The organism is Rhodococcus sp. 077-4 (assembly GCF_047782425.1).
In the GTDB taxonomy this organism is placed as follows: Bacteria; Actinomycetota; Actinomycetes; order Mycobacteriales; family Mycobacteriaceae; genus Rhodococcoides.
In genome coordinates this window covers 16,986-41,831 of the sequence record NZ_JAJPWC010000006.1, presented here as the reverse complement: position 1 = coordinate 41,831, position 24,846 = coordinate 16,986, and the positions used below count along the sequence as shown (strand labels likewise).

The window sequence follows — 24,846 nt, the reverse complement described above, 5'->3', positions numbered from 1 at the left end:
TCGGTAGATTCACGACCATGCCGACAGCTACCACACCCGACGGATTCGCCTTCGAACGATTCACCGTCACCGACGCCGGATCCGTTGCCACCATCTTCGCGGCCAAGGATTACCGATCGGGGCTCTACATTCTGCATTTCGCCGACGGCGAGGCTTACGTCGGTTACGCCGATTCGGTCGCCGCGCAGTTCGCCGCCGACCGCGAAACGTGGACTGATGTCGAGGCACTCGACTTCACGGCCGCAGCGGCCGACAAGCTGGAACAGCTGAAAAGCCTCGTCGCGCAACTGACCCATCTGCGTGAACGGCCGTCGGAGTCGGTTGCGGCCGGTGATGCACCGGGCGTCAAATCTGCACTGCCGAAGGAAAGAGCAAAGCGCACAACGCTGCTCGACGCGGCCGTCGGGAATCGTCGTCGACAATTCTGGGAACTGTCCGACCACATCGCCTACCCCGCTATCCGCAGCATCGTGGCCGACTACATCAACTCCTCGATCCCCGACCCGGCGAACACCGCGAAGTACTTGTGGCAGATCACCGCCCTGTCCGACGAGCTCACCGAAACCGGGCCCCGACGCCTGGTGACGCTGATGTGCGGCGGTTTCGAGACCCTGCGCGTCGACGAGATCGTCCACGAAGACGACACCATCGAACTGGACCTGCGCATCAATACCAACGTTCCGCGTGACCGCACCGACGAGCAACTCGAAGTTTCCAACGAGACCGTCAGCGCCGGACGGGGCCCGTACCGCGACGAACGCGTGTGGTCGTGGTCGATCGACCTCGGCGCACTGCTGGAAGAAGACGTGGACGTCGACCTCGGCATCGACGACGATACGTTCGACGACCTCGCCTACGGCCTCAACGCCCGCCTGATGCGGTCCGGAAACTCAACGGGCGCAGCAGCACACAACCAGGACCTCGCGGCCGACCTGCTCGCCGAGGCCTACCGGCAGCTGTTCGAGACCGACTGAGCCCCCGGTCGGGGCAGAAGGCATATCACTTCAGCGCATCGAGATTCGTCTTCAGGAGCAGCACGTTGTAGTCCGACCACCGAGAAGCGGTGAAGTACAGGTCTTTTCCACTCGACATCGGATGAATGAACGGGGCGTAGATGCCCCCAGCCGTTTGATTCGCGTCGAGCACCGTCTTCGGCGCACTCCACGGGCCCTCGGGATTGTCGGCGGTGCGCGCAATCAACGTGCGCGCGTTCTCATCGCCGTACATCATGACGTAGCGGCCGAGGTACTCGTTCCACGCAACCGACATCTCGCTGACCGGCCCCTTGACGACGGCTGCGGTATCGCCGATGTTCTTCGACCACTGCTTCGCCGGGTCCGGGTCCTTCGTGAAGTACTCGTACTGGGTGAGATCCTCGATCGCCGACGGGGCTACCCGCGAGACGAACGCATCGCCGAATCGTCCATTGGGAGTGCCGAACTGGTAGAGGTACTTCCCGTCCTGACCCAGCACATAGGCGCTCTGCTGGAACTTGCCTTGGCTTTCGTGGACGTTCGCGAAGCCCGGGATGGTGACGCCTTTGTTGACGCGAATCGTCTTGGGGTCCGTCGTCCAATTCTGGCCGTTGTCGGTCGATTTCGCCGTCGCGGAGTAGTTCGTGATCCAACGTCCCGGGGTGCCCCAGCTCTGCACCGACATGTAGTTGATGTACTGAGTGCCGCCTATGGCGATGGCGGCGGTGGGGATCGTCGTGTCCTCGACGCTCGGAAGCTTTGCACTGTTGATGATTTCGGCTGCGTACCTGGGACTTCCGGATCGCACGACCGCGCCGGACGTTGTGTTCGCAGGATCGGCAGGACCGATCTTTATGCCCTGGGCCAAGTTCGTCGATGCCGTGTCCGAGCGAAAGAGCGCGTTGCTGCGCCACTGCGCGTTACCGGAAGAGCAGTCACCGAACGTGTCGCCGAACGCCATCAGAATCTGGCCGGCGCCGTTGTCCCAGCTGATGCCCAGATCGGTGCCGGACATCGCGAGGTCGCTGTAGGTGTCGTTCACACTCTGCGGGCCGGTGACCCAGGCGATGCTCTGAGTGTTCCCGGTGATCCTGGGGAGGGGACCTTGCGGGCCCTGGGGGTTCTTGCCCGACATGCCAGCACTGCCCGACGACCCGAACAACGGCGACGATCCCGGTCCACCGAGGCCACCGCAGGGTTCGGCCGAGACGGTAGGCGCGGTCAGAGCGCTGAGTCCGCTCACTGCCAGTGCCAGGACAGCCCCGACAGCGATCTGCCGACTACGTACGCGCATGGACGAACCCACCGTTCCCGTGTGACACACGATACTGATGTGACTGATGGGACGAGTGTTACGCAAATCTACCGACCGCGCAACAAATCGGGCGTGTCGGTACTTGACAAAACGCCTACGGCGGTAATGACACTCGTGTCATTACCGGGCGATCATGCGAGCGTGCGAGGTATCCAACACCAGAAGCGCAGCGCCCTGCACGACGACTGCCGCACCGTAACCCACCGCCTGCTCAGCGGTAATCCTGCGGCCGAAACGAGGCTTCCTGACGGCGAGGTGCGCACCGGTTGCGATGTAGAGGACATCGAGGCCCGCGTTGATCCACAGCAGCTTGGTCAGACTCCGGGACGTCGGGACCGATGAGTTCAACGCCCCAGCTCCGGCGATCGCCAGGTCGATCGCACCCCAACCCGCCGTCTGCACACCGAATGCCCGATGGGTAGGGGACGACCCGTGCAACGCCAATATCGTTCCGGCGAGCACACTTCCACCGCCCCACACTGCAAGGCGACGGCCGAGGCGTTGGGCGACGATGGGGGCTTCGAGTGCTGTCATGTGTTCCAGTGTGCCGCGTTCGGTGGTAGAGCCGGTTCGTAACGCGCGGTCGGTTGCGGCCGATTCCATGATCACTGAGTATTCGTGCTCGAAACGAACGGAGCCACCATGCTGAAGAAGGTCCTCGCCGGAGTCGCGCTGGCGATCGGCGGTGCAGTGCTCACTGCCCCGACTGCATCCGCCGCTCCTGATGACAACCCGTTCGGGCCCAAGGACTCGACCGCGAACTTCGTGAGCGCCTTCGACCCTGCGGCCTACGGTGCCGCAGGCGACAAGTCGTTGATCGTCAGCCCGTTCGGCACCGGCCGACAAATCGACTGCTGGTCGTTTCACGGCCGCGGTTCGTGCTCGCAGAACGGCCGAGCCCTGACGGAGATCCGAATCCCAGCCGGATCGTCGGAGTGGGACTACCGCATGCTCTACATCTACAACCCGTTCTGATGATTGTCGGTCGCGCGCTCTGCGGACTGGCTCTCGTTGCTCTTGCAGGTTGCGCCACAACGGAACCCGAGCCGAAAATCGAAGCGGCGGTGAACGTCGCGCCGTCGTCGTTCCCGCCCGCTCCTCCCTCGGTCGCGCCCACCGCGATCCCGACTCCGGAAGAAGCGACCGCCATCTTCCGAACCGTCTTCGACTCGACCGCAGAGCGATCCGACCGCGCCGACGCACTCGAAGGCACGGCCGAGGAGAACGAACCTCTACTCGACAGCGGTGGGATCATGTCGGAGGTGTCGTTCGACCGCATCGACGTCGTCGCACCGGGCCGGGTGGAGGCCAGCGGCACCTCGCTCGGGCAAGTGTCCTCTGTCGGCTTCGTGGTGTCGGATGGCCGGTGGAAGCTCGAACGCTCGACGGCATGCGCAGTCACCGGGGTGTGCTGACCAACGGTTCGATCACCAGCCGAACGGATTCGAGTCGATTCCGGGTAGCCAGCTGTTGCCGGGTGAGACCCATCCTCTGGCTTTGATCATCTTCTTCGCGGCGCGCTGATTGCGGCCGATCAGGCGGTCGAGGTAGAGGTGACCGGCCAGATGATCGGTCTCGTGTTGCAGACACCGAGCCAGGTAGCCCTCGCCCTCGACCGACACGGGATTGTTCTCCACATCGACACCGGTGACCCGTGCCCAGTCCGCGCGCCCGGTCGGGTACCGCTCCCCCGGAACCGACAGGCATCCTTCACCGTCTTCCGGGTCGGGCATCGTCTCCGGGATCGCCGAAGTCTCGAGCACCGGATTGACCACATGCCCACGATGACGGACTCCGCCGTCACGCAGGTCGTAGACGAAAACAGAGCGCGGATCGCCAACCTGGTTGGCGGCGAGACCGGCACCGTGCGCCGCAGTGTTGGTCTCGAACAGGTCCTCCACGAACGCGGCCAGTTGCCCGTCGAAGACGCTGACAGGAGTGGCCCGTGTCGTCAGGCGCGGGTCGCCGGCAATGAGAATGGGTCGAATCGCCATGCGTTGAGGATAGATTCGCTTCGTCGCAGGCAACGGACCGGGACGCAAGGTTACTGTCGGTATATGGCCCACTCCCGTCGCTCCTCCACTGCGCAGCCGGCGGACAAGGTCTGCGCATCGTGCGGGCGGCGAATCGAATGGCGCAAGAAGTGGGAGAAGAACTGGGATGAGATCAAGTACTGCAGCGACGCATGCCGGCGGCACAAGGTGAGCACCACCGACAGGGAACTCGAAGACAAGATCCGCACCCTCCTCGACTCCCGATCCCGCGACGCCACGATTTGCCCCTCCGACGTAGCACGGGCTCTGTCCGACGACGGGTGGCGCGACCTCATGGAACCCGTTCGCCGCGCCGCCCGCCGCATGGTCGACGCAGGAGAAGTGGAGATCACCCAGAAGGGATCCGTCGTGGACCCATCGACTGCGAAGGGCCCCATCCGCATCCGCTGGAAGCGCTGAACTGGGACGAAAGAGCTTGTCGGTGGGTGGGTATAGCTTTCGTGGTGTGAAGGCATCGGGGGATGTGTCGGGGTTCGCGGACCAGGAATTGGTCTCCGCGCTCGCTGACGTGTCGTCACACGAAAGTGCTCTCGCGGCAGCCAAATACGCGGTGCTGGCGGAGATGGACCGGCGTGGTTTGGCGATGAAGCTCGGGTATTCCACCGTTACCCGGTGGTACGCGCGGTCGGTGCGGATCACCGATGGGTCCGCCACCCGCCAGGTGGCGCTGGGGTACTGGCTCACCGACCGGCCGAGCGTGCTCGACTCCCTCGCGACCGGTGAGATCCATGCCGCGCACGCCACGGCGATCGCCGACGGTTACGACACCGTTGTGGTTGCCGACCCCACTCTGGACGAGGACCACCGCGACGCCGTCGTCGCCGAACTCCTCGACACCGCCCGGCGGAGCACCGCCGGGCAGGTCGCCTCCCGTGCGCAGGCACTGGCGCATTCTGCCGCTGACGACGCCAGAGCTCGACACGAGAAGGCGGAGAAGGAACGACGCGACCGCGAACAGGCGAGCCGGGCCGACGCGGGGTCAGGAGGTGCCGATAGCGACGATGGTGCTGCTGACTCGGGTGATAGTGGCGGCGCAGGAGGTACCGGTGGTTCAGAGGCCGATGGTTCAGATTCCACGGGCAGTGCCGAGAATGCAGGGGATCCGGAATCCGCTGGGCGCGAGCCTGTTCCGCCGGGGCCGCCGCCGGTACCGGTGTCGGAGAACCCTGGCCTGAACCGGTTCGATGTTCATCGTCTTGCGAACGGGCGCTTTCAGCTCGGTGGCAGTGTCGACCGGTTGTTGGCCGAGAAAATGCTCACTGCCCTGTCGAGGTTGACCGCGCCGCAACCGGGTCCGGGCGGGGAACGCGACCCTCGTAGTCCGTCGAAGCGCCGCGCCGACGCACTCGACCAGATACTCGACCGACACCTACGCGGGAGCACCCGCGGAACGGCCGGTGGTGCGCGGGCGTCGGTGCACCTGATCGTGCCGTTGCGGGATCTGCTCGCGCACGGGGCCGGCTCCGCTGGCAGCGCTGCAGCCGATTCTGCGACACACCGAGACGGTACCGACCGTGTCACTCGAACCGGCGCTGGCCACTCCAGCCCCACGAGTGGGGCCGGAGCCGCTGGCGACAGTGACCGCGAAAGCGATACCGGTGCAGGCGATTCCGACCGCAATAGAGCCTTAGACAGCGACGCAGGTCGCCGCAACGCTGACTGGCCGTTCCACTTCGACTGGACCGGACCGATGAGCCGCAACCTCGCCGAACTCCTCACCTGCGACGCCGACCTGACTCCCGTCATCGTCGACCACCACGGCGTCCCCCTCGCGCTCGGTCGCACCACCAGACTCGCCACCGACGACCAACGCATCGCGCTGACCATCCGCGACACATGCTGCGTGATGTGCGGCCGCCCCGCACAGTGGTGCCAAGCCCACCACATGAAATTCTGGGAACACGGCGGCACAACCGATCTGAACAACCTCGCCCTGGTCTGCGGCGAATGCCACCGACTCGTCCACCACGGCGACTGGCAACTGATCATGGGCACCGACGGACACCCTTACGCCATCCCACCCGAATCCGTCGACCCCAGAAGACAACCCATCCCCAGCTACCACCGACGAAAACAACGCGCAGCCTGACGACTGGTCATCTGCGCAGCTCACGCTTGAGCAATTTGCCGCTCTGATTGCGCGGCAATTCATCCACGAACGTGACGGTCTTGGGCACCTTGAACGGCGCGATCCGCCCCTTCATGTGGTCGATCAACCCCTCCGCCGACAAGTCATGGCCGTCCTTCAGGACGACGACAGCCGTCACGGCCTCGATCCACTTGTCATCGGGAGTTCCGATCACCGCCACCTCCGCAACCGCCGGGTGGGTGTAGATCGCATCCTCGACCTCTCGCGACGCGACGAGAATGCCGCCGGTGTTGATGACGTCCTTGATCCGATCGACGACGGTGATGAATCCTTCGGCATCGCGCGTCACCAAGTCGCCGGAATGGAACCACCCACCCGAGAACGCATCTGCCGTCGCATCCGGGTTTTTCCAGTAGCCGTCGCACAACTGAGGGGATCGGTAGAGCACCTCGCCGGGCTCGCCGTCCGGCACGTCGTTTCCATCGGCGTCGACGACCCGGGTCTCAACGAAGAACACCGCGCGTCCGCACGACGCCGGCCTCGCCTCGTGCTCCTCGGGCTGCAACACCGTTGCCAACGGACCGATTTCGGATTGCCCGAAGCAGTTGTAGAACTCGATGTCCGGGTACCGCTCGCGCAGCCGAGTGAGCACGGTGACAGGCATGATAGACGATCCGTACTGCGCCTTCTTCAGCGACGAGAGGTCGCGTGTGTCGAGATCCGGGTGGTTGGCGAGCGGCACCCACACCGTCGGTGCCAAGAACAGAGACTTGATCCTCTCCTCCTCGATGCGGCGCAGGATTTCGGGAACGTCGGGCTTGCGCATCAACCGCACCGTCGCGCCGACCGACAGATAGGGCAGCATGAACACGTGCATCCCAGCCGAGTGGTACATCGGCATCACGAGCAACGGATCGTCGTCCTGGGTGAACCCGAGCGCGATCACGCACGAGACGTATTCCGCAACCAACGCGCCGTGAGACATCATCGCGCCCTTGGGTTTCGACGTCGTCCCGGAGGTGTAGAGCAGCTGCGCCAGGTCGGTCGATTCGGCGGCCGAGTCGAGTTCGGAGTCGGTATCGACGGTGCCGCTGTCGGCGGGATCGAGCAGGTCGGGAAGCGACAACACGTGCTCGACGCGCGTGCTTCCGCGAACGGAATCGAGGGTGCCCACCAGAGCAGGGTCGACCAACACTGCCCGAGAACCCGATTGGTCGAGCAGATACTGCAGTTCGTCGCCCACGAGCGCGTAATTGATGGGAACGTGCACCAGACCCGCTCGCGCACAGGCAAGAAACGCGACGACGTACGCATCGGAGTTGACGCCGTACGCGGCAACGCGATCGCCCCTGTTCAAGCCCAATGCGATCAAGCGGCGGGCCGCGCGGGTGACGGCCGTGTCCAGTTCACGGTAAGAGTGATTCCGCCCCTCGAAGGTAACCGCCGTACGGTCGGGAAATTTCGCTGCGGACCGCCGCAGTACGCCGTCGACGGTGTTCACTCGTGTGCCGCTGCTCATGACTCGACGTTATAGGACGTCCAAGCTTTCCGTGCCGTGTTTGGCTGCCCTTAGGGTTCGCACATCCCCAGCGGGGCATTCGCCTGGGTATGACACTCAAGCAAGCACTCGACAGCCTCGAATCGGCATCGTTCCTCGACGGAGCAAGCAATGCCATCAACGACGTCCTCGCGCCCGCCCTCGACGACAGCGCCGTCGGCGGCGCACTCCGCGGACGGTGGATCGGGCACCCCATCCACCCTGCACTGGTCAACGTCACCATCGGCAGCTGGACCAGCGCCGTTGTCCTCGACCTGCTGAACCACCAGTCCAGGGCGAGCAAGCTCGTGATTTCCGTCGGGCTGTTGTCCGCGCCGGCAGCGATCGCCACCGGATGGGCCGACTGGTCGACGATGAACACCCGCCAGCGACGCGTCGGGATGATCCACGCGGCATCCAACGCGACCGGCGTCTTCCTCTTCCTCGGCTCTTATCTTCGGCGGAGAAAGCAGACCGACGGAATCGCCAAGGCCCTCGCGGCTGCCGGCCTGGCAACAGCGAGCGTCGGCGGCCTCATCGGAGGCCACCTCGCCTACAGCTCGACCGAGCAGGAACCGGCTCCGGCAGGCAAGCACAGCATCCGCGGGTAGATCAACAGTTGTTCGGCTCGCCGATCTTCACCGCGGACAGCAAAGCATCGCCCTCTCCGACGAGCACCCCTGCTTGCGGATCCTGCGCCACAACAATCCAGTTCGAGTCGTTGACCTGCATCCGGCTCGCACCGGACGCATCGACGCTCCGGGAATAGAAGATTCCTGCCGCCTGAATCGCGTTCTGGGCGGACTGCAGATTCATACACACGACCGAAGGCATGGCGGCGAGGACGGGCTCCGCTGCGGGCGGCTCGGTCGCGGTGGTGTCCGGAAGGACGATCCTCGCCACCGAGGTCGACACGGACATTGTGGCTCCTGCCGTCACCCTCGTGACTTCGCTTCGGGTATCGGACTCCGCCGAATCGCCGGAGCCGCAGGCCGTCGCCACGACCGACAACGCGATCAGCGACGCGGCGAGCAGACGAACTTTGCCGGACATGGGGACCTTTCGACGTGCTCGTCGACCAGTGGCGGTCGTTCTCCCGTTGAATCGACCGATCTGCGAGACCGTTACTCACCGCTTCCGGTAGAAATTCCGTACACCGTACGGTAAGCTGCGTCGGCACTGTACGAACCACCGTCGGTGCACGCCCCATGAGGGCACGGCGAAAGGTGACCGAAGCGCGCATGACCCAGGCCCAGCCGACAGAAACAGCCCAGCCGACATCAGCCCAGCCATCTTCTGGCGAACTGTCGACCATCCTTGTTCGCGGAGCCCGCGAGAACAATCTCCGCAACGTCGATCTCGATCTACCCAAACGCTCGCTCGTCGTGTTCGCCGGCGTCTCCGGGTCGGGGAAGTCGTCGCTCGTCTTCGACACCATCGCCGCCGAAGCTCAACGGCAGATCAACTCGACGTTCACCGCGTTCGCGCAGACGTTCCTGCCCTCCTACGGTCGCCCCGACGCCGATCTGATCGCCAACCTGTCAGCCGTCGTGATCGTCGACCAGAAGCGCCTGTTCGGTGGCCCGCGGTCGACGGTCGGCACCATCACCGACATCGGCGACTGGCTACGCATGTTGTGGTCCCGGGGTGTCACACCGGCGATCGGGTACGCGAACGCGTTCTCCTTCAACGATCCCGCGGGCATGTGTCCCGAGTGCGAGGGCCTCGGCGAGGCGAAGGTCGTGGACCTCGGCGAACTGGTGGACGAGTCGAAGTCCCTGCGCGAGGGACCGTTCAAGCATCCGGACTTCGAAGTCGGCAAGTGGCCGTATCGGGTGTTCGCCGACTCGGGACTGTTCGATCTCGACGTCCCGATCGAGCAGTACTCCGCCCGCGAACGACATATCTTCTTCGACGCCAAACCCGGCGAGATCGACGTGACGAACCCCGACGCCATCATGAAGAGCTACGAAGGGATCGTGTCCCGGTTTCGGCGCAGCTACCTGGCGAAGGACGCCGATGCCCTCAAAGGCAAGGCCAAGCTCGCGTTCGAGCGCATCGTCACGCGCGGCGTCTGCGAGTCCTGCGGCGGCTCCCGCTACAACGAAACCATCCGCGGCGCGACCCTCGAAGGCCTGTCTCTGCCCGACGCCTTCGCGATGCAGGTCTCGGAACTCGCCGATCGCATCGACGGGTGGCAGATCAAGGGCTTGGGCACCATCACCGGCGAAATCGTCACGCAACTGCGCAGACTCGTCGACCTCGGTCTCGGCTACCTCAGCCTCGACCGCGCTACGTCGTCGCTCTCGGGCGGGGAATCGCAGCGCATCAAGATGGTGCGGCACCTCGGAGCCACCCTCAACGACATGCTCTACGTCTTCGACGAACCGACCACCGGGCTTCACCCCCGCGACGTCCACCGCCTGAACGACATGCTGCTCGCGCTGCGCGACAAGGGGAACACCGTCCTCGTCGTCGAACACGACCCCGAGGTCATGGCCATCGCCGATCGCATCGTCGAGATCGGTCCCGGTGCGGGAAAGGCAGGTGGCACAGTCGTATTCGAGGGAACGTACGACGAGCTACGTGACGCCGACACCCGGACCGGTGCTGCACTGCGGCGAGAAGACGGCGAATTACGCACTCCCCGTGCGCCTTCGGGCTGGCTGAGTATCACCGGCGCCAAGACACACAACCTGCGCGACGTCAGCGTCGACGTACCGCTCGGAGTCCTGACCGCCGTCACCGGGGTCGCCGGATCCGGCAAGTCGAGTCTCATCCACGGCCACCTCCGAGAGGCCGCGCCCGACGCCGTGATCATCGACCAGGCACCCATCCGCGGTTCGCGCCGCTCCTCCCCCGCGACCTACACCGGGCTACTCGACCCGATCCGCGCGTACTTCGCCAAGAAGACCGGGCAACCGCCGTCGCTGTTCTCCCCCAACTCCGACGGCGCGTGCCCCGACTGCCAGGGCAGCGGCGTCATCTTCACCGACCTCGGGTTCACCGACCCGGTGACGAGCACCTGCGAGACGTGCCAGGGCAGGAGGTTCCGGTCGGGTGCGATCCGGCACACCGTCGACGGCATCAGCATCGCCGACATCTTCGAGATGTCCGTCGAGGACGCCCAGGACTTCTTCGACGTCAAGAAGATCCGCGATATCCTGCGCCGCTGCCGGGACGTCGGGCTCGGATATCTTTCGCTCGGCCAGAACCTGTCTTCGCTCTCCGGCGGCGAGCGCCAACGTCTCAAGCTCGCAACGGAACTCGTCGGGTCGTCGCCGGTACTGGTTCTCGACGAGCCGACGACAGGTCTGCACCCGTCGGACGTGTCGAACCTGATCGCGTTGTTGTCCGGGATGGTCGACGAGGGCAGGTCGGTGATCGTCATCGAGCACAACCTCGACGTCATTGCTGCCGCCGACTGGGTCATCGACCTCGGCCCGGACGGCGGACACAACGGCGGGCTCATCACCTTCACCGGAACCGTCGACGAGTTGGTGGTCTCGGACACTCATACCGGCACGTACCTGGCACGGAGCCTGAGGCGCTGACCGCGACCCGATAGTGTTGGCGCTCCACAGGCATCGGAAAACAGGAGTCGCAGTGCAGCGTCGATCGGCACGAATGATCTCAGCCGGATTCGCGGTCATCGCGCTCCTCGCGGCCGGGTGCGGTAGCACGACGACGGACTCACCGTCGGCTGCCACCTCGGCCGCGGCGTCGAGCGGGGAGTTTCCGAAGAGCATCGCGTCGGGCTCGGACGGGGGCACCGTCACGATCGACGCGATGCCTCGCACGATCGTCTCGCTCAGCCCCACGGCGACGGAGACCCTGTACGCGGTCGGGGCGGGCGAGCAGGTGGTGGCCGTGGATGCTGACTCGGACTACCCGGCCGACGCCCCGAAGACCGGGTTGTCGGCGTTCACGCCGAGCCTCGAGGCGATCGTCTCGTACGACCCCGACCTGGTGATCACCTCGACCGACCTCGGCCTCGTGACGTCCACTCTGGCCGAGGCCGGCATTCCCACGCTGCTGCTGCCTGCCGCCACCGACCTCGACGACGCGTACTCGCAGATCGAACGTGTAGCCGACGCAACCGGGCACGACGCCGACGGCGACGCGGTGGTCTCGCAGATGCGTTCGCGGATCGACGCTGCTGTGGCGAGCGTTCCCAATCGCGATCAGCCGCTGACGTATTTCCACGAACTCGACGACACGTTGTACACGGTGTCGAGCGCCAGCTTCGTCGGTCAGATCTACGGGCTGTTCGGCCTGACGAGCATCGCCGACGGCTCCGGCGCAGGCGACTACCCACAACTGGCCGCCGAATCGGTGATCACAGCGGATCCCGATATCGTCTTCCTCGCCGACGCCCAATGCTGTGGCGTCACAGCCGAATCGGTCGCAGCTCGGCCGGGGTGGGGTTCGTTGACCGCCGTCCGGGACGGCAGGATCTTCCCGATGGACGAGGACCTTTCCAGTCGGTGGGGGCCACGCATCGCGGATCAGGTGGAAGCCGTCGCCGCCGTGGTGCAGCAGATTCCCGAATAGTTCACCCGTGCCCAATTCGCACTTCGTCGACGAACTCGTTTGCAGCCCAGCTCAATCGGTGCCGGAGCGAGTCGGGCAGGGTGGCGGTCACCTGGACGAGATACTGATCGACGATGTGGTGAACGGCGGCGTATCGAGTCCGGGCGAAGAGCACCCGACCGTCGCAGTCGTAACGACCCGCGATCGAGGCGGACGGTAGGCCGCGGAACGGGTCGCGGTCGTGACTGACCTCGACCCAGCCCGGCAGTGCCCTGGAATCGCCGTAACCGCACTCCAGCAACGAATCCGGGTCGACGGAACGACTGAGTTTGCCGACCAGAACCACCACGTTCGGTACGAATCCGTCGACTGCGTTCGCCTGCGAGGACAGCACCACAGTGGCGTGTGGAAACAGGTGTTCCGGAGCGAGATCCCAGTCCGGGAGCGTCGGCATCTCGAGTCCGAACCTGTCGCATTCGCTGCGGTGCACCGGCGCGAGCTCGGCACCCTGCTGCAGCAGAAAGTTCTCTATGGACTGCTCCTGCACCGTCACTGGACTGCATCCTTTCTGCGGGAACTCGCTGCGTCGCGGTCGGCTCCGATGCGCTCGAGCAGGCCGGGCGGGCGGAGCAATTCGCGGGCATCGTTGCGGGCGAGGTGCTCACGCGCCCAGGGGTTGTCACGGCACCACTGCAGCATGGCGAACAACGAGTTGGGTTCGACCTTCTTCTCGCATGCCATGAGAACCAGTACCTGGTCCGATTCACTGTTCGCATCGCGATACACGACTCGAATCGTCGGGTACCAGTCAGGGTGCGGCACCGCCGGATTCGGATGCGTCTGTGGCTGCAGATCGACAATGTCGTCCCACGGGACAACGGTGACGTCGATGGTCACTTTCCATGCGCGGCGGCGATAGATTTGCTGCACGATGCCGTCGGGATGCAGTGAAATTCTCGTTCGGTTGACGATGACGAAACCCAGGATGAAACACAGTAGGACCACCGGGGCACCGACGAGCGTCGAGATCTCCGCCTTGAACTGGCGACGTCCGGGTTCGTCGTCTTTCCAATGGAAGTACGACACGCCGAGCAGTACCGCGAAGGCCAAGATCAAACTCCGGATCAGGAAATCTCCGCGACCGGGCACCGACAAGCCCCGTCCCGCCGCGGCAACGTGAATCGGTCGGACGAAACGCGACAACCGCGCAGATCCGATGCCGGACAACACTACAGACTGCCCTAGCGGCAGAACCACCAAGAATGCAAGCCACGACAAACTGATGAGCACATCCGGGTGCAGACTCTCGAACAAAAGAACGACGGTCGCAAGAAATGCTGCACACGCCGCGGTCAGGACGACAAAAACCAAGAGCCACCCGCGATAAACTGTCCGCCACGTCCGCACCCACACAGGCCTCTCCTGCAATACAACGTCCTTACGGGACGAATCCCCCTGCCTCGAGACATCGCTACCGTCTCTGCGCTCGATCATCTCAACGTCCACTCGAACATTTTGGACACGGTGTGACTCACGGTGCCCCCGACAAGCGTTCCGAGCGCGACCCCCGCGGCACCGCCGGCAACTGTGCCCGGCCCCGGAAACACCGAGCCCGCTACACCGCCCAGTCCTGCGAGTGCGTATGTGGCGTAGCTTGCGGCTGCCAGACCGATGGCCGTGCTCGCGGAATTCACCAGGATCGCCTCGGTCGGGCTCACCCCTTCGTCGATGTCATGGGCAATCGAGGGAATAGTCCCGGCAACCGCACCGAAGGCTCCAAGCCCACGGCCGATATTCTTGGCCACGTCGTCCACGGAACTCACACCTGGAAGTTCCAGCGCCCTCTTCGTCGCGTCGCTCATGCCCCCGATCACCGTTGCTGCTGCGGTCGTCGGCCAGTCCGGCATCCAGGAGAACGATCCGTCCGGGTTCTCGACGAACTTCCCGGTGGGGCTGCTCAACGCCAGTTCGGTCAGAATCTTCGTCGGCTCGGCCAACTGGTGCGCAGCGTCGGCCGCGGCATGCTCGGCCTGCCTCAGCGCACCCTGGATATCCAGCGTCAATTGCGCTGCAGCAGCGCGCAGTTCGCCCGCCTGGCGCACCTTCTCGTGGCCGAGGGCGTCCGGGATCAGGGCAATCATGCCGTCGGGGTTCACAAGACCGTCGTCCGACACGGCAAACCCGCTCGTCGTCGCCGCAGACACCTGCGCCTGCAGGTGCGTCTGGGCCGCCTCGACCACTCCTGCTGCGGTGTCGAATGCCTTTCCGAGCGATTCGATCTCACCGCAGACCTTGCCCATCCGGGAGCATTCGGTCACCACACGTTCGGCTGCAGCGTCCGCTGCGTCGCCGGTCCACGTCTCGGCAAGCGCGTCTTGCTCCTCGAGCACTCCGGTGCGCTGGCCGTTGACGCGTTCGACGATCTCGGACAATTCGATCATCGTCTTGCGCATCGACTCCGGCTCCCACCCCGCGACGTGCGGTACCGTCGGCGTCATTTCGGCTGATCCATCGCAGCGAGGCGGCGGGCGAGTTCGTCGTCGGCGATCTCGTAGTTCTGCGCAACACCGCGGGCGATGTCAGCGACGCAATTCGCTCGACCGGCCAGTGCTGCAACAGCTCCCGCCGCTGCTGCGGCGGCCGTCACGCATGCAGTGTGAAAGTCGCTCCCTTGCAGCGCGTTCTCCGACGTGCGGAACGGCGCGAGAGTATCCAGTTCACCGATCGCCTCTCCCGTCCCCGCCAACGCAGTCGAGAACTGCCGCAGGATCGCTGGATCCACATTCACTGTCATGACGCTCCCCCGAGTCGCATTGTGTCGACGCCCGGTTGTTCGGCGTCATCGGGTTTGACGCTCCCCGGCACAGATCGGTTCCATCCCGTCGGTGACGCGGTCAGGAACGTGATCGTTCGAGTCGCTCGCGCGGCGGGGGTGGCGTCAGGAGATCGGGTGCGTCGTACCCGGTCATCCTGGCTCGATCGGTGGGATTGTCGGAGCACCACTTCATCAGCGACAGAATGGCATTCGGTTCGGCTGCGAGCAGGTGGATTCGGATCGCCATACGGTCCGACTCGTCGAGTCGGTCGCGGGGACGATCGATGTCGAGCCCTGCTGCGCGGATGTACAGCACGGGTTCGGTGAAGCCGCTCCCTCGCTTCTCGGAGGTCCGGTAGGTCGAAGCCTCGTACTGCTCTACGTTGTCCCAGCGGACCATCACGTCGTGGGTGCGCGGGAAGAAGAACACTGCCGAGCGTCTGCGCCGAACGAACCCGTCCGCGAACAAACGCAGTTCGACGCTGCTGCGGAAGCCCAGCGTCACCACCAGCACGACGGCGGCGATACCTGCGATCGGTGGGCCTACCGGACCCAGCTGCTCGCTACGAGACAGCGCGCCACCCAGCCCCATGGCAGCGATCGCCGCACACACCATCAGCCACAACCTGGCCCTACGGGGTGGGATCGAAACACCGCTGCCATGCGCGTCGTCCTCGATGCGCCGGACGAATCGGATCGGGACACCCCATCGAATCACGTTGTCGTTGAGCCCGATCCAGACGCAGAGGCCGAGTGCAAGCACAGCGATGGACCCGTTCGTGTACCAGTCGTTCTCGCCGCGCAACTCGAGGCGGCCCGCGGTAGACCGCAACCGCCACCACCACGACGGCCGCGATGACGGCCTGTATCGCCCGGCCGAGCGTGTTCGGCCAGTGCGGCACCCAGGTGGGCCGTTCGGCGTCGGTGTACTTGGTCTCGGTCATGCTTCCCCCACTGTCGGCATCGGAGATTGGACGCACCGGATGGCCGATCGGTTCCGTCTGATCCCTGTCGATGATCGAGTGACGCGATGCAAACCGTTATTTCGTCGAAGGGCTCGGGTGCATCCTCGTCGGCACGTTCCTGGTCGCTGCAGTCGGCGGCCACGGCAGCACATCGGTGGGTCCGGTTGTGTGGATCGTCGCCGCCGTGTTGTCTGCACTTTTTCCGGTGAGACGTTTCACGGAAATCACCATGCTGTCGATGACCATCGCCCAGCCCCTTCCCATCGCCGCACCGCGGCGACGCTGACGGCGGTCTACGGACTCGGACAGGTGGTGGGCCCGTTGGTCGTCGCGCCCGCAATGGGTGATTCCTATTCGATCGCCTTCGCCATCGCGGTACTGATCATCGGAACCGCAGGGGCGCTGCGGGCATCGCGGACCGCGTCTTGCTGATCGGCAGCATCGTCACGGCCGTGCAGCGACCCCGTGCCGTCGCGCAAACGCCCGCCCGATCGTCCGTTCGACACCGCGACGACTTCGGCCACGATCGACAACGCAGTCTCTCCGGGGCTACGCCCACCGAGGTCGAGGCCGACGGGAGAGGCCAACCGCGCCAGCGATTCGGCATCGATACCGCGGTCGGAGAGACGTCTACGTCGGTCCTCGTCGGTTCGACGACTACCCAGCACGCCGATATAGCCGGCATTGGTGCGTACCGCGACGTCGAGCAACGGGACGTCGAACTTCGGATCGTGGGTAAGCACGCAGAGTGCGGTGGAGCGATCGATCAAGCCCGCCTCCCACTGCGCAGTCAGATATTCGTGCGGCCAGGAAACGACGACCTCGTCGGCATGCGGAAAGCGTTGCTTCGTAGCGAAAATCGGGCGAGCGTCGCACACCACGGTGCGGTAACCCACGATTGCGGCCGCTCGAGCTACGGAGTCGGCGAGATCGAGAGCCCCGAAGACGATCAGCAGCGGCGGGGCCGGAAACGATCGAACGAAGATCTCGACCACTCGGCCGTCGAGGTCGACTTCCCGGAGGCCGGATACCCCGTCCTTCAGCATGTCTCGGGCGATGACATCGGCCTGCGCGTCGAGTATGGGGTGGCCCAGCGTTCCGATCGCGTCGTCGCCGGCGACCACGAGGTGACCGCTCGCCGCGGAGGCAACGGTCACCTCGGCGACGGCGGAACGAGACATGATCCGCGACAACACTTTTTCGAAGTGCGGGCGGGTCTTGGCGTCGATTCGGTCGACCACGACGTCCACGGTCCCACCGCACGTGAGGCCGACGGCGAAGGGGTCGTCGTCCGGAACTCCGAAGCGCAACCGATCCTCGACACCGCCTGTTGCCGCCGACACCGCTGCATCGAACACCGCGCCTTCGACGCATCCGCCGGACACACCACCCAGCGCTCTGCCATCGGAATCCACGGCCATGACAGAACCCACCTCACGAACGGTGCTGCCGGATGTCGAGACGACGGTGGCCAGGCCGAAGGGTCGTCCGCCGGTGAACCAGTCGTCGAGGGTGGCTGCGAACTCCAGCATTACGGCCCTACCGTCGCCCGAAGGCTCTGGACACCAGCCATCCCTCGACCATCCCGGCGAGAAAGATGCCGGCAATAGGCGCGTATTTGCGCACCGGTTCGGGCATCAGAGACATCGCATTCAATTCGCCGCCCACCGGGCTCGACCCAGCGGCCTTCACAGCCGAAGGCGCGGTCGATTCGGCCGTAGCCGAACCACTGAGCAGCGCACCGAGATTGACGGCGAATTGCTGCAGCACCTTGTTCGACACGGCCACGATCGCTCCCTTGCCGAACGAGACGATCTTGCCGCTGATCACCAGGTCGGTGTTCAGGGTCAATCGCGAACGGTCACCGATCGACTCGACCGCGAGATCGACCTGGGCCTCGGCGTCGCCGTTGCCGTGCGAGTCCGCCCCCTTGGCTTCGAGGGTCAGCGTGCGCGCCTCGGCGTCGACGTCCAGGAACCGAATTGTGCCCGCGTACGACGCACTGATCGGGCCTACCTTGACCTTGACTCCACCGAGGTAGGTCTCGCCGTCCTTGCCTGTGATGGCGGCCCCCGGGACGCAGGTAGCCACCTTCTCGACGTCGTTGATGAGCCGGAACACGTCCTCGGCGGATGCGTCGATATCGAGTGTATTGGTCAGTATCACTTGCGAACTCCGTTCACACAGCCGGCGCAGCGTCGCTGCTCGGCGCACGAGTCGATGGCCTCGACGATGGTCTGATACCCGGTACAGCGGCAGTAGTTCGACGCCACCACCTCGCGGATCTGTTCCTTGGTGGCATCGGGGTTGGCGGCGAGGTAGCCCTCGGCCAGCATCAGGAATCCTGGTGTGCAGAAGCCGCATTGCAGTCCGTGGTGGTCTGCGAAGGCCTGCTGCAGATCGTTCAGTTCGCCGTCGTTGCCGAGTGATTCGACGGTCTCGATGTCCGAGTTCTCCACCTGCGCTGCGAACGTCAGGCACGCCCGGGCCGGCTTGCCGTCGATCAGCACGGTGCAGGCCCCACACACGCCGTGCTCGCACCCCACATGTGTTCCGGTGAGCTGCAGATCGTGCCGCAGTACGTCCACCAAGGTACGGCGTGGTTCGGTGATCACCTCGTGGACGGTGCCGTTGACCTTCAGCTCGATCAGTTGCTTGTTGCTCATGGCTTTCCCTTCGCCAGTGCTGCCTGTACTGCCACTGGGGTGATCGGTGTGTCGTTCAGTTCGACTCCGGTGGCACGCAATCCGTCGTTGACGGCGTTGAGCACGGCAGCGGGTGCACCGATCGTGCCACCCTCACCTGCTCCCTTGGCTCCGGATTCGGTGAACAGGCAAGGCGTTTCGAGGTGATGGATCTCGATGTCCGGGATCTCGCAGGCGGTGGGCACCTTGTAGTCGATGAAGCTGGCGCACAATGGATTTCCGTGGTCGTCGTACGAGACCCGCTCGAACAGCGCACCGGCGATGCCCTGGGCGATTCCGCCCCGGCACTGGCCTTCGACGATCTTGGGGTTGATGGCGACGCCGCAGTCCTCGACGCACACGTACTTCAGAATCTCCACTCGGCCGGTGCCCTCGTGCAACTCCACGACGACGCCGTGGGTTGCGTTGGAGAACGTGCCGTCGTTGAACACGTCGAAGCTGGCCGTCGCGGACAATCCGGGTTCGACGCCCTTCGGCAGCAACTGTGCCTTGAGATACGCGACGTCGGCGATGTCCCGGTAGGTGACGTACTTGGAGTGGTCGTCGCGCTGACGGACGCGACCCGATGCCAGCTCGACGTTGTCGTCACGGGTCTCCATCAGGTGCGCCGCGATCTCACACAGTTTGTCTCCCAGCTTGTTCGACGCCAACGCCACCGCGCTGCCGCCGATGGAGATCGAGCGGGAGGCGAACGACCCGAAGCCGTAGGTGATGCGGTCGGTGTCGCCCTGCACGATCTTGACCTGTTCGACGTCGATGCCGAGCCGATCGGCGACGATCTGCGCCATCGTGGTCTCGTGGCTCTGGCCATGACTCATCGTGCCGGTCGTCACCACCACCGTGCCGGAGGTGTCCATCCGGACCTCCGAGATGTCGAACCCGGGAACGACGTTCATCTTGCGGGCCGCGAATGCGCTGCTGCCGTATCCCGTTCGCTCACTGAAGCACGAGTACCCGATGCCGACGTGTCGACCGTCGGCGGTTGCCCGCTCCCGGAAGTCGTACCAGCCGCCGTCCCGCAGCGTCTGCTCGCACAGGTTCAACGCTTCGAGGTACGAACCCGGGTCGTAGGTGATGTTGTTGACGCCGGTGTAGGGGAAGGCGGTGATCACGTTGCGCCGTCTGATCTCCACAGCATCGAGCTGTAGTTCACGAGCCGCTCGCTCGAACAGTCGCTCCATCACCATGACGTACTGCGGCCGGGACACACCTCGGTACGGCGCGGTCGGAGCCTTGTTGCTGAAGATCGAGCGGCCCCGCACCCGATATGCCGGAACCTGGTACACCCCGGGCATTTCGGCCGAAGCCATGAGCGGTTCGATGCCTGCGGTGAAGGGGTAGCACGAATACGCGCCCATGTCGCACACGACATCTGCGTCGAGGCCGAGAATGTGTCCCTCGGAATCGAACGCTGCCCGCACGTCGTACTGCTGTTCGCGGGCCAGGAACGACGCCGTCAGCGCGTCCTTGCGGTCCTCGATCCATTTGACCGGACGGCGGAGCTTCAACGCTGCTGCGGCGACCGCGATCTCCTCGCGACCGACGACGCACTTCTGCCCGAAGCCGCCACCCATGTCGGGTACCACGACGCGCACCTGGCGCTCGTCGAGCCCGAGGCACAGCGCGGTGACGGTCCGAACCTGGTGCGGGACCTGCGTACAGATGTGGACGATCAGTTGCTCGTCGCGGTCGTCCCAGTACGCGATGCATCCGCGGGTCTCGAGCGGAAGCGCGTTCTGGCGCCCGGTGCGCGACCGCACGGACACGACGGTGTGCGCGTCGTCGAATATCTCGTCGATGCCGTCGGTGGCGAACATCTGCACGTCCACGACGGTGTTGTTCGGAACCGAATCGTGCACCAGTGGCATGCCCTCGGACATGGCCTGGTCTGCGGAGGTGACGGCGGTGACGGTCCGGTACGACACTCGTGCCGCTTCGAGCCCGTCCTCGACGCTGTAGGCATCGGCGGCGACGACGATGGCCAGCGGCTCACCGACGTAGCGCACGACGTCGTACGCCAGCACGGGCATGTCGGTGGGCACGAATTCGCTGAGCGGACGGGACAGTTCGGCCCGGATCGGCCGCAGGTCCAAGTCCGTCGCGGTGAAGACGCCGCGCACTCCCTCGACTCCGGCGACATCACCGACGTCCAGATCGGTGATCGAGCCGGCCGCGACGGTGCTGCGTACGAATTGAGCGTGCAGCATTCCCGGCATCGCGATGTCGTCGACGAATCTGCCTCGGCCGGTGAGCAACCGCGGGTCTTCCCGGCGGGCTACCGAGGTACCGACGAACTTCGGCGTGAGAACCTGATCGACGCTCACGTGGGCACTCCCTGCGAGACCAGTGCGTCGCTGCAGGCGTCGGCGACCAACGTGCGCACCAGGGTGCGGCGGTACTCGGCGGTGAACATGCCCTCGTCCTCCAGTTCCAAAGGTTCGGCTGCGGCGGCTGCGCAGTCGGCGAACGTTCCGCCGGCGGCGAGCGCGGCCTCGCCTGCCGGAGATCGCGTCGGGGTCGCGCCGACCCCCGCGAGGGCGACGCGTCCGCCTACCACGGCCACGCCGTCGAGATCGAGGGACACCGCTGCGCCCACGATCGCGAAATCTCCTTGGCGCTCGGCATATTCGGTCACCGCAGCGTGCGGTGCCGGGTTCGGGAACACGATCTCTACGATCATCTCGTCGTACGCGAGATCGGTGGAGTAGTACCCGAAGAAGAACGAGTCTGCCTCGACGGTTCGCCGCCCCCGCACGCTCTCGACGACGATCCGGGCGTCGAGCAGGATGGCGAGCAGGCACCATTCCGCGGTGGCGTCCGCATGGGCGATGCTGCCCCCGACGGTGCCGCGGGTACGGATCGGGTAGTGCCCCACCCACCGCATGGCGTCGCGAAGAACAGCGAAGTCCGTTCCTACGTCGCCGGATTCGACATCGTGGTGGGTGGTGAGCGCTCCGATGTGCAGTCCGTCGGATTCTCGGCGGATGTATCGCAGAGTGTTCAACCCACCCACGTCGACCAGGTGCCCGGGCCGGGCGAGGCGGAAGTTCATCATGGCGACCAGGGACTGGCCTCCGGCGATGATCTTCGCGTCCTCGCCCAGCTCGGCCAGCAGCCGCACGGCACCCGATACGTCGCGCGCCCGGTGGTAGTCGAATTGTGCGGGCTTCATCAGACCCGAGCCTCGCCTGCGACTACCTCGGTGGGTTCGTCGACGAGGGTGTCGAGTTCGCGGCCCTTGGTCTCCGGCGCGAAGTACGCCATCCAGATCACCGCGAACAACACGAACGCGGTGACGATGCCGAAGGTCAACGGCAGACCCAGGATCGGCCACATCACGGAGCCGAAGAGCAGTGGCGCGAAGCCCGTGGCCACCCGGCTCACCGAGGACGCGTACCCGAATCCGGAGGCGCGAATGTTGGTGGGATACAGCTCCGAGACGTAGCAGTAGAGCACCGGAATGGTCAGCTGAATGACGAACCCGAAGATGCCGAGCCAGATCAGCGCGGCGGATTGAATATCGAGCATGACGGCGAACATGACCAGCGCGCTACCCGCGATCGGGCCGGACAGCCCGATGACCCACTTGCGTCCGAAGATTTCCACGATGAACGCCGAGGTGAGCACACCGACGATACCGACTCCGGTCATGAGCGTCGTACCGGCGAAGGCTGCGAATTCCCCGTAGCCCTCGGCGCGAAGGATGGACGGCATCCAGCTCAGCGCTGCGTAGTAGAGCAGCATGATCGACACGAACAGCATCCAAGCTGCCGCGGTGATGCGCGGGCTGTAGCGCCAGACCGATTTCAGCTGTGTCAGAGCAGCTTTCATACCGCCTGGACCCTTCGGTGCCGTATCGGCGACGATGACGTACTCGACGGCCTCGGATCCGGTGCGCGTCACCATGTCGTCGATGACTGCGCGGGCCTCGGTTTCTCGGCCGACCTTGGCGAGGTAAATCGGCGACTCCGGGATGCCGCGTCGAACCCAGAACAGCAGCAGCGCAGGCAGAACCATGAACAGCAACATGTAGCGCCAGCGAACATCACCGTCGATCGGGACCAGAAGTGTTGCCACGACGCCGCAGATGGTGGCACCGATCGGCCACCAGACGTCCATCGCGGACAGAATCTTGCCGCGAATGCGGCGTGGTGAGAATTCGCTGACCAACGCGTAGTCCACCGGGATGCAGCCGCCGAGTCCGAACCCGGCGAGGAACCGCAGAACGATGAAGATCTCGAAGCTCGGCGCGAAAGCACCGAGGACGGAGAACAGCGCAAAGATCAACAGCGTCAACGAGAATGCGCGCTTGCGTCCGACTCGGTCGGCGATCGTGCCCCATACGACGGCACCGACGGCCATGCCGATCAGGTTGCCGGTGGCGACGAGCCCGCGCTCTGCCTGCGACAGGTCCCAGTAGCTGCCGAGCAACGGCGTCAAGAATCCGTTCAGTGCCACGTCCCAGGCGTCGAACATGTAACCCAGTCCGCCGATGATGAAGATCTTGCCCTGCACACCCCATTTCCAGGGGAGTTCCTGTACTACCTGATCACCAGTCTTCATCGCAGCCTCCGGCGCGGTGTTGTGGTCCGAGGTCGTCATCGGACGAACGAGTAATGGAATTTCTCGTCATCGCTGTCGTCGAGCGGGGTTCCGCTCCACAGCCAGTCGTACGAGATGTCGGACTCCCCATCGAACGACGCCAGTGTCGCGTCCCGCTTCTGCTGCTCGGGTCCATCGGGTATGTGGTAGAAAGTCTTGTTCTGCAGGCTCGCGTCCTGCACCATCCGCGCGTGCCGGGCCCGGCGAAAGACGTAGCGCGCCAACGCGTCGTCGATTCCGCTCGAGGTTACCTTCGCGAGTTCCTCGGCGAGCACGGCGGCGTCCTCCATGGCCTGCGAGGCACCTTGCGCCTGGTACGGCAGCATGGCGTGGCAGGCATCGCCCAGCAGCGCTACGCGGCCGTCGGTCCACCGCGGGTCGGGCCTGCGGTAGTAGAGCGCCTGGCACAGCACGTTCTCGTCGGCCTTGGACAGCATCGCGTGGGCCCGGTCGTCCCAGTCCGGGAACGTCGCCATCAGTTCCTCGGGCCCGACGAGCCGTGGTCCGCCGTCACGCACCTCGTCGGTACACGGTGCCAGCGCAACGACATTGAGGTATTCGCCGTTGCGGATCATGTAGTGCACCAGGTGCCGATCGGGTCCGTACCAGATGGTGCTCTGGTATCGGTCGACGAGCCAGCGGGTGGCCGGATCCTTGACGATGCGGTCGCCAGGAATGAGTGCGCGATAGGCCATTTCACCGGAGAACACCAGAGTGTCGGGCAGACCGATGAGATCGCGTACCGTCGAGCGGATTCCGTCGGCTCCGATGAGCAGATCCGAATCGTACCGACGTCCCGCTCCGGTCACCGCGACGGGCCGCATCGGGTTCGTGCGGTCGACCTCGACGACCTTCGCATCGGTCTCGAACACCACGACCGGGCCCGGGCCGTCGGGGTCGAGGCACTGCGCGTGGATGGCAGAGTGCAGGTCTGCACGGTGGTAGTGCCAGTACGGCGCGTTGAAGGTCTTCTTGCAGTATTCGCCGAGCGCGGTGAGCGCGATGACTTTGCCGTTCTCCCAGCGCCTGCGCACCTGGTCCATCGGTTCGGTCTTGATCGCTTCGAGCTTGTCACGCATGCCGAGGGCGATGAGGATGCGGCTCGCGTTCGGTGCGGTCTGGATGCCTGCTCCGACCTCGCCGAGTTCGGCTGCGGCTTCGAGCACCGTCACCTGAATTCCCCTGTGCCGCAGCGACAGCGCCGCGGTCAATCCACCCAAGCCGCCGCCTGCGACGACCACTTCGATCGGTGCCATG

25 protein-coding genes and 1 pseudogene are annotated in these 24,846 nt (G+C 64.9%); 9 read left to right on the top strand and 17 right to left on the bottom strand.

Going from position 1 to position 24,846, the window contains the following annotated elements; translation table 11 throughout:
- Nucleotides 1–17 precede the first annotated feature (17 nt).
- A complete protein-coding gene (locus tag ACNEOT_RS23135; RefSeq protein ID WP_415976971.1) occupies nucleotides 18–974 on the top strand; it encodes a hypothetical protein in 957 nt (318 codons plus the stop codon).
- 25 nt (nucleotides 975–999) lie between these two features.
- Here the strand turns inward: ACNEOT_RS23135 and ACNEOT_RS23130 are convergent, their stop codons facing one another.
- Both ACNEOT_RS23130 and ACNEOT_RS23125 read right to left on the bottom strand, forming a co-directional pair.
- The gene (locus tag ACNEOT_RS23130) at nucleotides 1,000–2,268 is read right to left on the bottom strand and encodes a DUF4185 domain-containing protein (RefSeq protein WP_415976969.1); all 1,269 of its coding nucleotides are present in this window, start codon (nucleotides 2,266–2,268) and stop codon (nucleotides 1,000–1,002) included.
- 141 nt (nucleotides 2,269–2,409) lie between these two features.
- Entirely contained in the window at nucleotides 2,410–2,823 is a 414-nt protein-coding gene (locus ACNEOT_RS23125; protein WP_415976968.1) for a DUF6992 family protein, read from the bottom strand.
- A 108-nt stretch (nucleotides 2,824–2,931) separates the two neighbouring features.
- Here ACNEOT_RS23125 and ACNEOT_RS23120 point away from each other — a divergent pair, with 108 nt between their 5' ends.
- Nucleotides 2,932–3,264: a hypothetical protein gene (locus ACNEOT_RS23120; RefSeq protein ID WP_415976967.1), complete on the top strand. Its 333-nt coding sequence runs from the start codon at nucleotides 2,932–2,934 to the stop codon at nucleotides 3,262–3,264.
- Complete coding sequence (locus ACNEOT_RS23115) at nucleotides 3,264–3,704, top strand: hypothetical protein (RefSeq protein ID WP_415976965.1); 441 nt, start codon at nucleotides 3,264–3,266, stop codon at nucleotides 3,702–3,704. The genes ACNEOT_RS23120 and ACNEOT_RS23115 overlap by 1 nt, the downstream gene beginning before the upstream one ends.
- A gap of 12 nt (nucleotides 3,705–3,716) precedes the next feature.
- On the opposite strand, the gene ACNEOT_RS23110 is transcribed toward ACNEOT_RS23115, so the two are convergent.
- Nucleotides 3,717–4,283 (bottom strand): peptide deformylase, encoded by a 567-nt coding sequence (locus ACNEOT_RS23110; RefSeq protein ID WP_415976964.1) that lies wholly within the window; start codon nucleotides 4,281–4,283, stop codon nucleotides 3,717–3,719.
- A 63-nt stretch (nucleotides 4,284–4,346) separates the two neighbouring features.
- On the opposite strand from ACNEOT_RS23110, the pseudogene ACNEOT_RS23105 reads away from it, so the two are divergent.
- The 3 genes and pseudogenes from ACNEOT_RS23105 to ACNEOT_RS23095 form a co-directional block, all read left to right on the top strand.
- A pseudogene (locus ACNEOT_RS23105) lies at nucleotides 4,347–4,475 on the top strand (DUF2256 domain-containing protein); the annotation flags it as partial.
- Between the two features lie 15 nt (nucleotides 4,476–4,490).
- Nucleotides 4,491–4,742: a DUF3253 domain-containing protein gene (locus ACNEOT_RS23100; protein ID WP_415977123.1), complete on the top strand. Its 252-nt coding sequence runs from the start codon at nucleotides 4,491–4,493 to the stop codon at nucleotides 4,740–4,742.
- A 46-nt stretch (nucleotides 4,743–4,788) separates the two neighbouring features.
- Nucleotides 4,789–6,432 (top strand): DUF222 domain-containing protein, encoded by a 1,644-nt coding sequence (locus ACNEOT_RS23095; RefSeq protein ID WP_415976962.1) that lies wholly within the window; start codon nucleotides 4,789–4,791, stop codon nucleotides 6,430–6,432.
- Between the two features lie 7 nt (nucleotides 6,433–6,439).
- Here the strand turns inward: ACNEOT_RS23095 and ACNEOT_RS23090 are convergent, their stop codons facing one another.
- Nucleotides 6,440–7,951 (bottom strand): acyl-CoA synthetase, encoded by a 1,512-nt coding sequence (locus tag ACNEOT_RS23090; protein WP_415976960.1) that lies wholly within the window; start codon nucleotides 7,949–7,951, stop codon nucleotides 6,440–6,442.
- An 89-nt stretch (nucleotides 7,952–8,040) separates the two neighbouring features.
- Here ACNEOT_RS23090 and ACNEOT_RS23085 point away from each other — a divergent pair, with 89 nt between their 5' ends.
- Nucleotides 8,041–8,580 carry a DUF2231 domain-containing protein gene (locus ACNEOT_RS23085; RefSeq protein WP_415976958.1) on the top strand — a complete coding sequence of 180 codons (540 nt, stop codon included), beginning with the start codon at nucleotides 8,041–8,043 and terminating at the stop codon, nucleotides 8,578–8,580.
- 1 nt (nucleotide 8,581) lies between these two features.
- On the opposite strand, the gene ACNEOT_RS23080 is transcribed toward ACNEOT_RS23085, so the two are convergent.
- Complete coding sequence (locus ACNEOT_RS23080) at nucleotides 8,582–9,022, bottom strand: hypothetical protein (protein ID WP_415976957.1); 441 nt, start codon at nucleotides 9,020–9,022, stop codon at nucleotides 8,582–8,584.
- Between the two features lie 188 nt (nucleotides 9,023–9,210).
- Here ACNEOT_RS23080 and ACNEOT_RS23075 point away from each other — a divergent pair, with 188 nt between their 5' ends.
- A complete protein-coding gene (locus tag ACNEOT_RS23075; RefSeq protein WP_415976956.1) occupies nucleotides 9,211–11,523 on the top strand; it encodes an ATP-binding cassette domain-containing protein in 2,313 nt (770 codons plus the stop codon).
- A 73-nt stretch (nucleotides 11,524–11,596) separates the two neighbouring features.
- A complete protein-coding gene (locus tag ACNEOT_RS23070; RefSeq protein WP_415977122.1) occupies nucleotides 11,597–12,523 on the top strand; it encodes an ABC transporter substrate-binding protein in 927 nt (308 codons plus the stop codon).
- Between the two features lies 1 nt (nucleotide 12,524).
- Here the strand turns inward: ACNEOT_RS23070 and ACNEOT_RS23065 are convergent, their stop codons facing one another.
- The 12 genes from ACNEOT_RS23065 to ACNEOT_RS23010 all read right to left on the bottom strand — a co-directional run bounded on the left by ACNEOT_RS23065 (nucleotide 12,525) and on the right by ACNEOT_RS23010 (nucleotide 24,845).
- Nucleotides 12,525–13,055, bottom strand: coding sequence for an LpqN/LpqT family lipoprotein (locus ACNEOT_RS23065; RefSeq protein ID WP_415976954.1), 531 nt, complete (start codon nucleotides 13,053–13,055; stop codon nucleotides 12,525–12,527).
- Entirely contained in the window at nucleotides 13,052–13,873 is an 822-nt protein-coding gene (locus ACNEOT_RS23060; protein ID WP_415976952.1) for a hypothetical protein, read from the bottom strand. Before ACNEOT_RS23060 ends, ACNEOT_RS23065 begins: the two co-directional genes overlap by 4 nt.
- A gap of 119 nt (nucleotides 13,874–13,992) precedes the next feature.
- On the bottom strand, nucleotides 13,993–15,000 hold the full coding sequence (locus ACNEOT_RS23055) for a WXG100 family type VII secretion target (RefSeq protein ID WP_415976950.1): 1,008 nt from the start codon (nucleotides 14,998–15,000) through the stop codon (nucleotides 13,993–13,995).
- The gene (locus ACNEOT_RS23050; protein WP_415976949.1) at nucleotides 14,997–15,296 is read right to left on the bottom strand and encodes a hypothetical protein; all 300 of its coding nucleotides are present in this window, start codon (nucleotides 15,294–15,296) and stop codon (nucleotides 14,997–14,999) included. The genes ACNEOT_RS23055 and ACNEOT_RS23050 overlap by 4 nt, the downstream gene beginning before the upstream one ends.
- Nucleotides 15,297–15,396: 100 nt before the next feature.
- On the bottom strand, nucleotides 15,397–16,149 hold the full coding sequence (locus tag ACNEOT_RS23045) for a hypothetical protein (protein ID WP_415976947.1): 753 nt from the start codon (nucleotides 16,147–16,149) through the stop codon (nucleotides 15,397–15,399).
- 483 nt (nucleotides 16,150–16,632) lie between these two features.
- Nucleotides 16,633–17,814 (bottom strand): XdhC family protein, encoded by a 1,182-nt coding sequence (locus ACNEOT_RS23040; RefSeq protein WP_415976946.1) that lies wholly within the window; start codon nucleotides 17,812–17,814, stop codon nucleotides 16,633–16,635.
- A gap of 7 nt (nucleotides 17,815–17,821) precedes the next feature.
- Nucleotides 17,822–18,448 carry an SRPBCC family protein gene (locus tag ACNEOT_RS23035; protein ID WP_415976945.1) on the bottom strand — a complete coding sequence of 209 codons (627 nt, stop codon included), beginning with the start codon at nucleotides 18,446–18,448 and terminating at the stop codon, nucleotides 17,822–17,824.
- On the bottom strand, nucleotides 18,445–18,948 hold the full coding sequence (locus tag ACNEOT_RS23030) for a (2Fe-2S)-binding protein (protein WP_415976944.1): 504 nt from the start codon (nucleotides 18,946–18,948) through the stop codon (nucleotides 18,445–18,447). The genes ACNEOT_RS23035 and ACNEOT_RS23030 overlap by 4 nt, the downstream gene beginning before the upstream one ends.
- Nucleotides 18,945–21,311, bottom strand: coding sequence for a xanthine dehydrogenase family protein molybdopterin-binding subunit (locus ACNEOT_RS23025; protein ID WP_415976943.1), 2,367 nt, complete (start codon nucleotides 21,309–21,311; stop codon nucleotides 18,945–18,947). The genes ACNEOT_RS23030 and ACNEOT_RS23025 overlap by 4 nt, the downstream gene beginning before the upstream one ends.
- Nucleotides 21,308–22,159: an FAD binding domain-containing protein gene (locus ACNEOT_RS23020; protein ID WP_415976941.1), complete on the bottom strand. Its 852-nt coding sequence runs from the start codon at nucleotides 22,157–22,159 to the stop codon at nucleotides 21,308–21,310. The genes ACNEOT_RS23025 and ACNEOT_RS23020 overlap by 4 nt, the downstream gene beginning before the upstream one ends.
- Nucleotides 22,159–23,589: an MFS transporter gene (locus tag ACNEOT_RS23015; protein ID WP_415976940.1), complete on the bottom strand. Its 1,431-nt coding sequence runs from the start codon at nucleotides 23,587–23,589 to the stop codon at nucleotides 22,159–22,161. Before ACNEOT_RS23015 ends, ACNEOT_RS23020 begins: the two co-directional genes overlap by 1 nt.
- Nucleotides 23,586–24,845 carry an FAD-dependent monooxygenase gene (locus ACNEOT_RS23010; RefSeq protein WP_415976939.1) on the bottom strand — a complete coding sequence of 420 codons (1,260 nt, stop codon included), beginning with the start codon at nucleotides 24,843–24,845 and terminating at the stop codon, nucleotides 23,586–23,588. The genes ACNEOT_RS23015 and ACNEOT_RS23010 overlap by 4 nt, the downstream gene beginning before the upstream one ends.
- Nucleotide 24,846 lies beyond the last annotated feature (1 nt).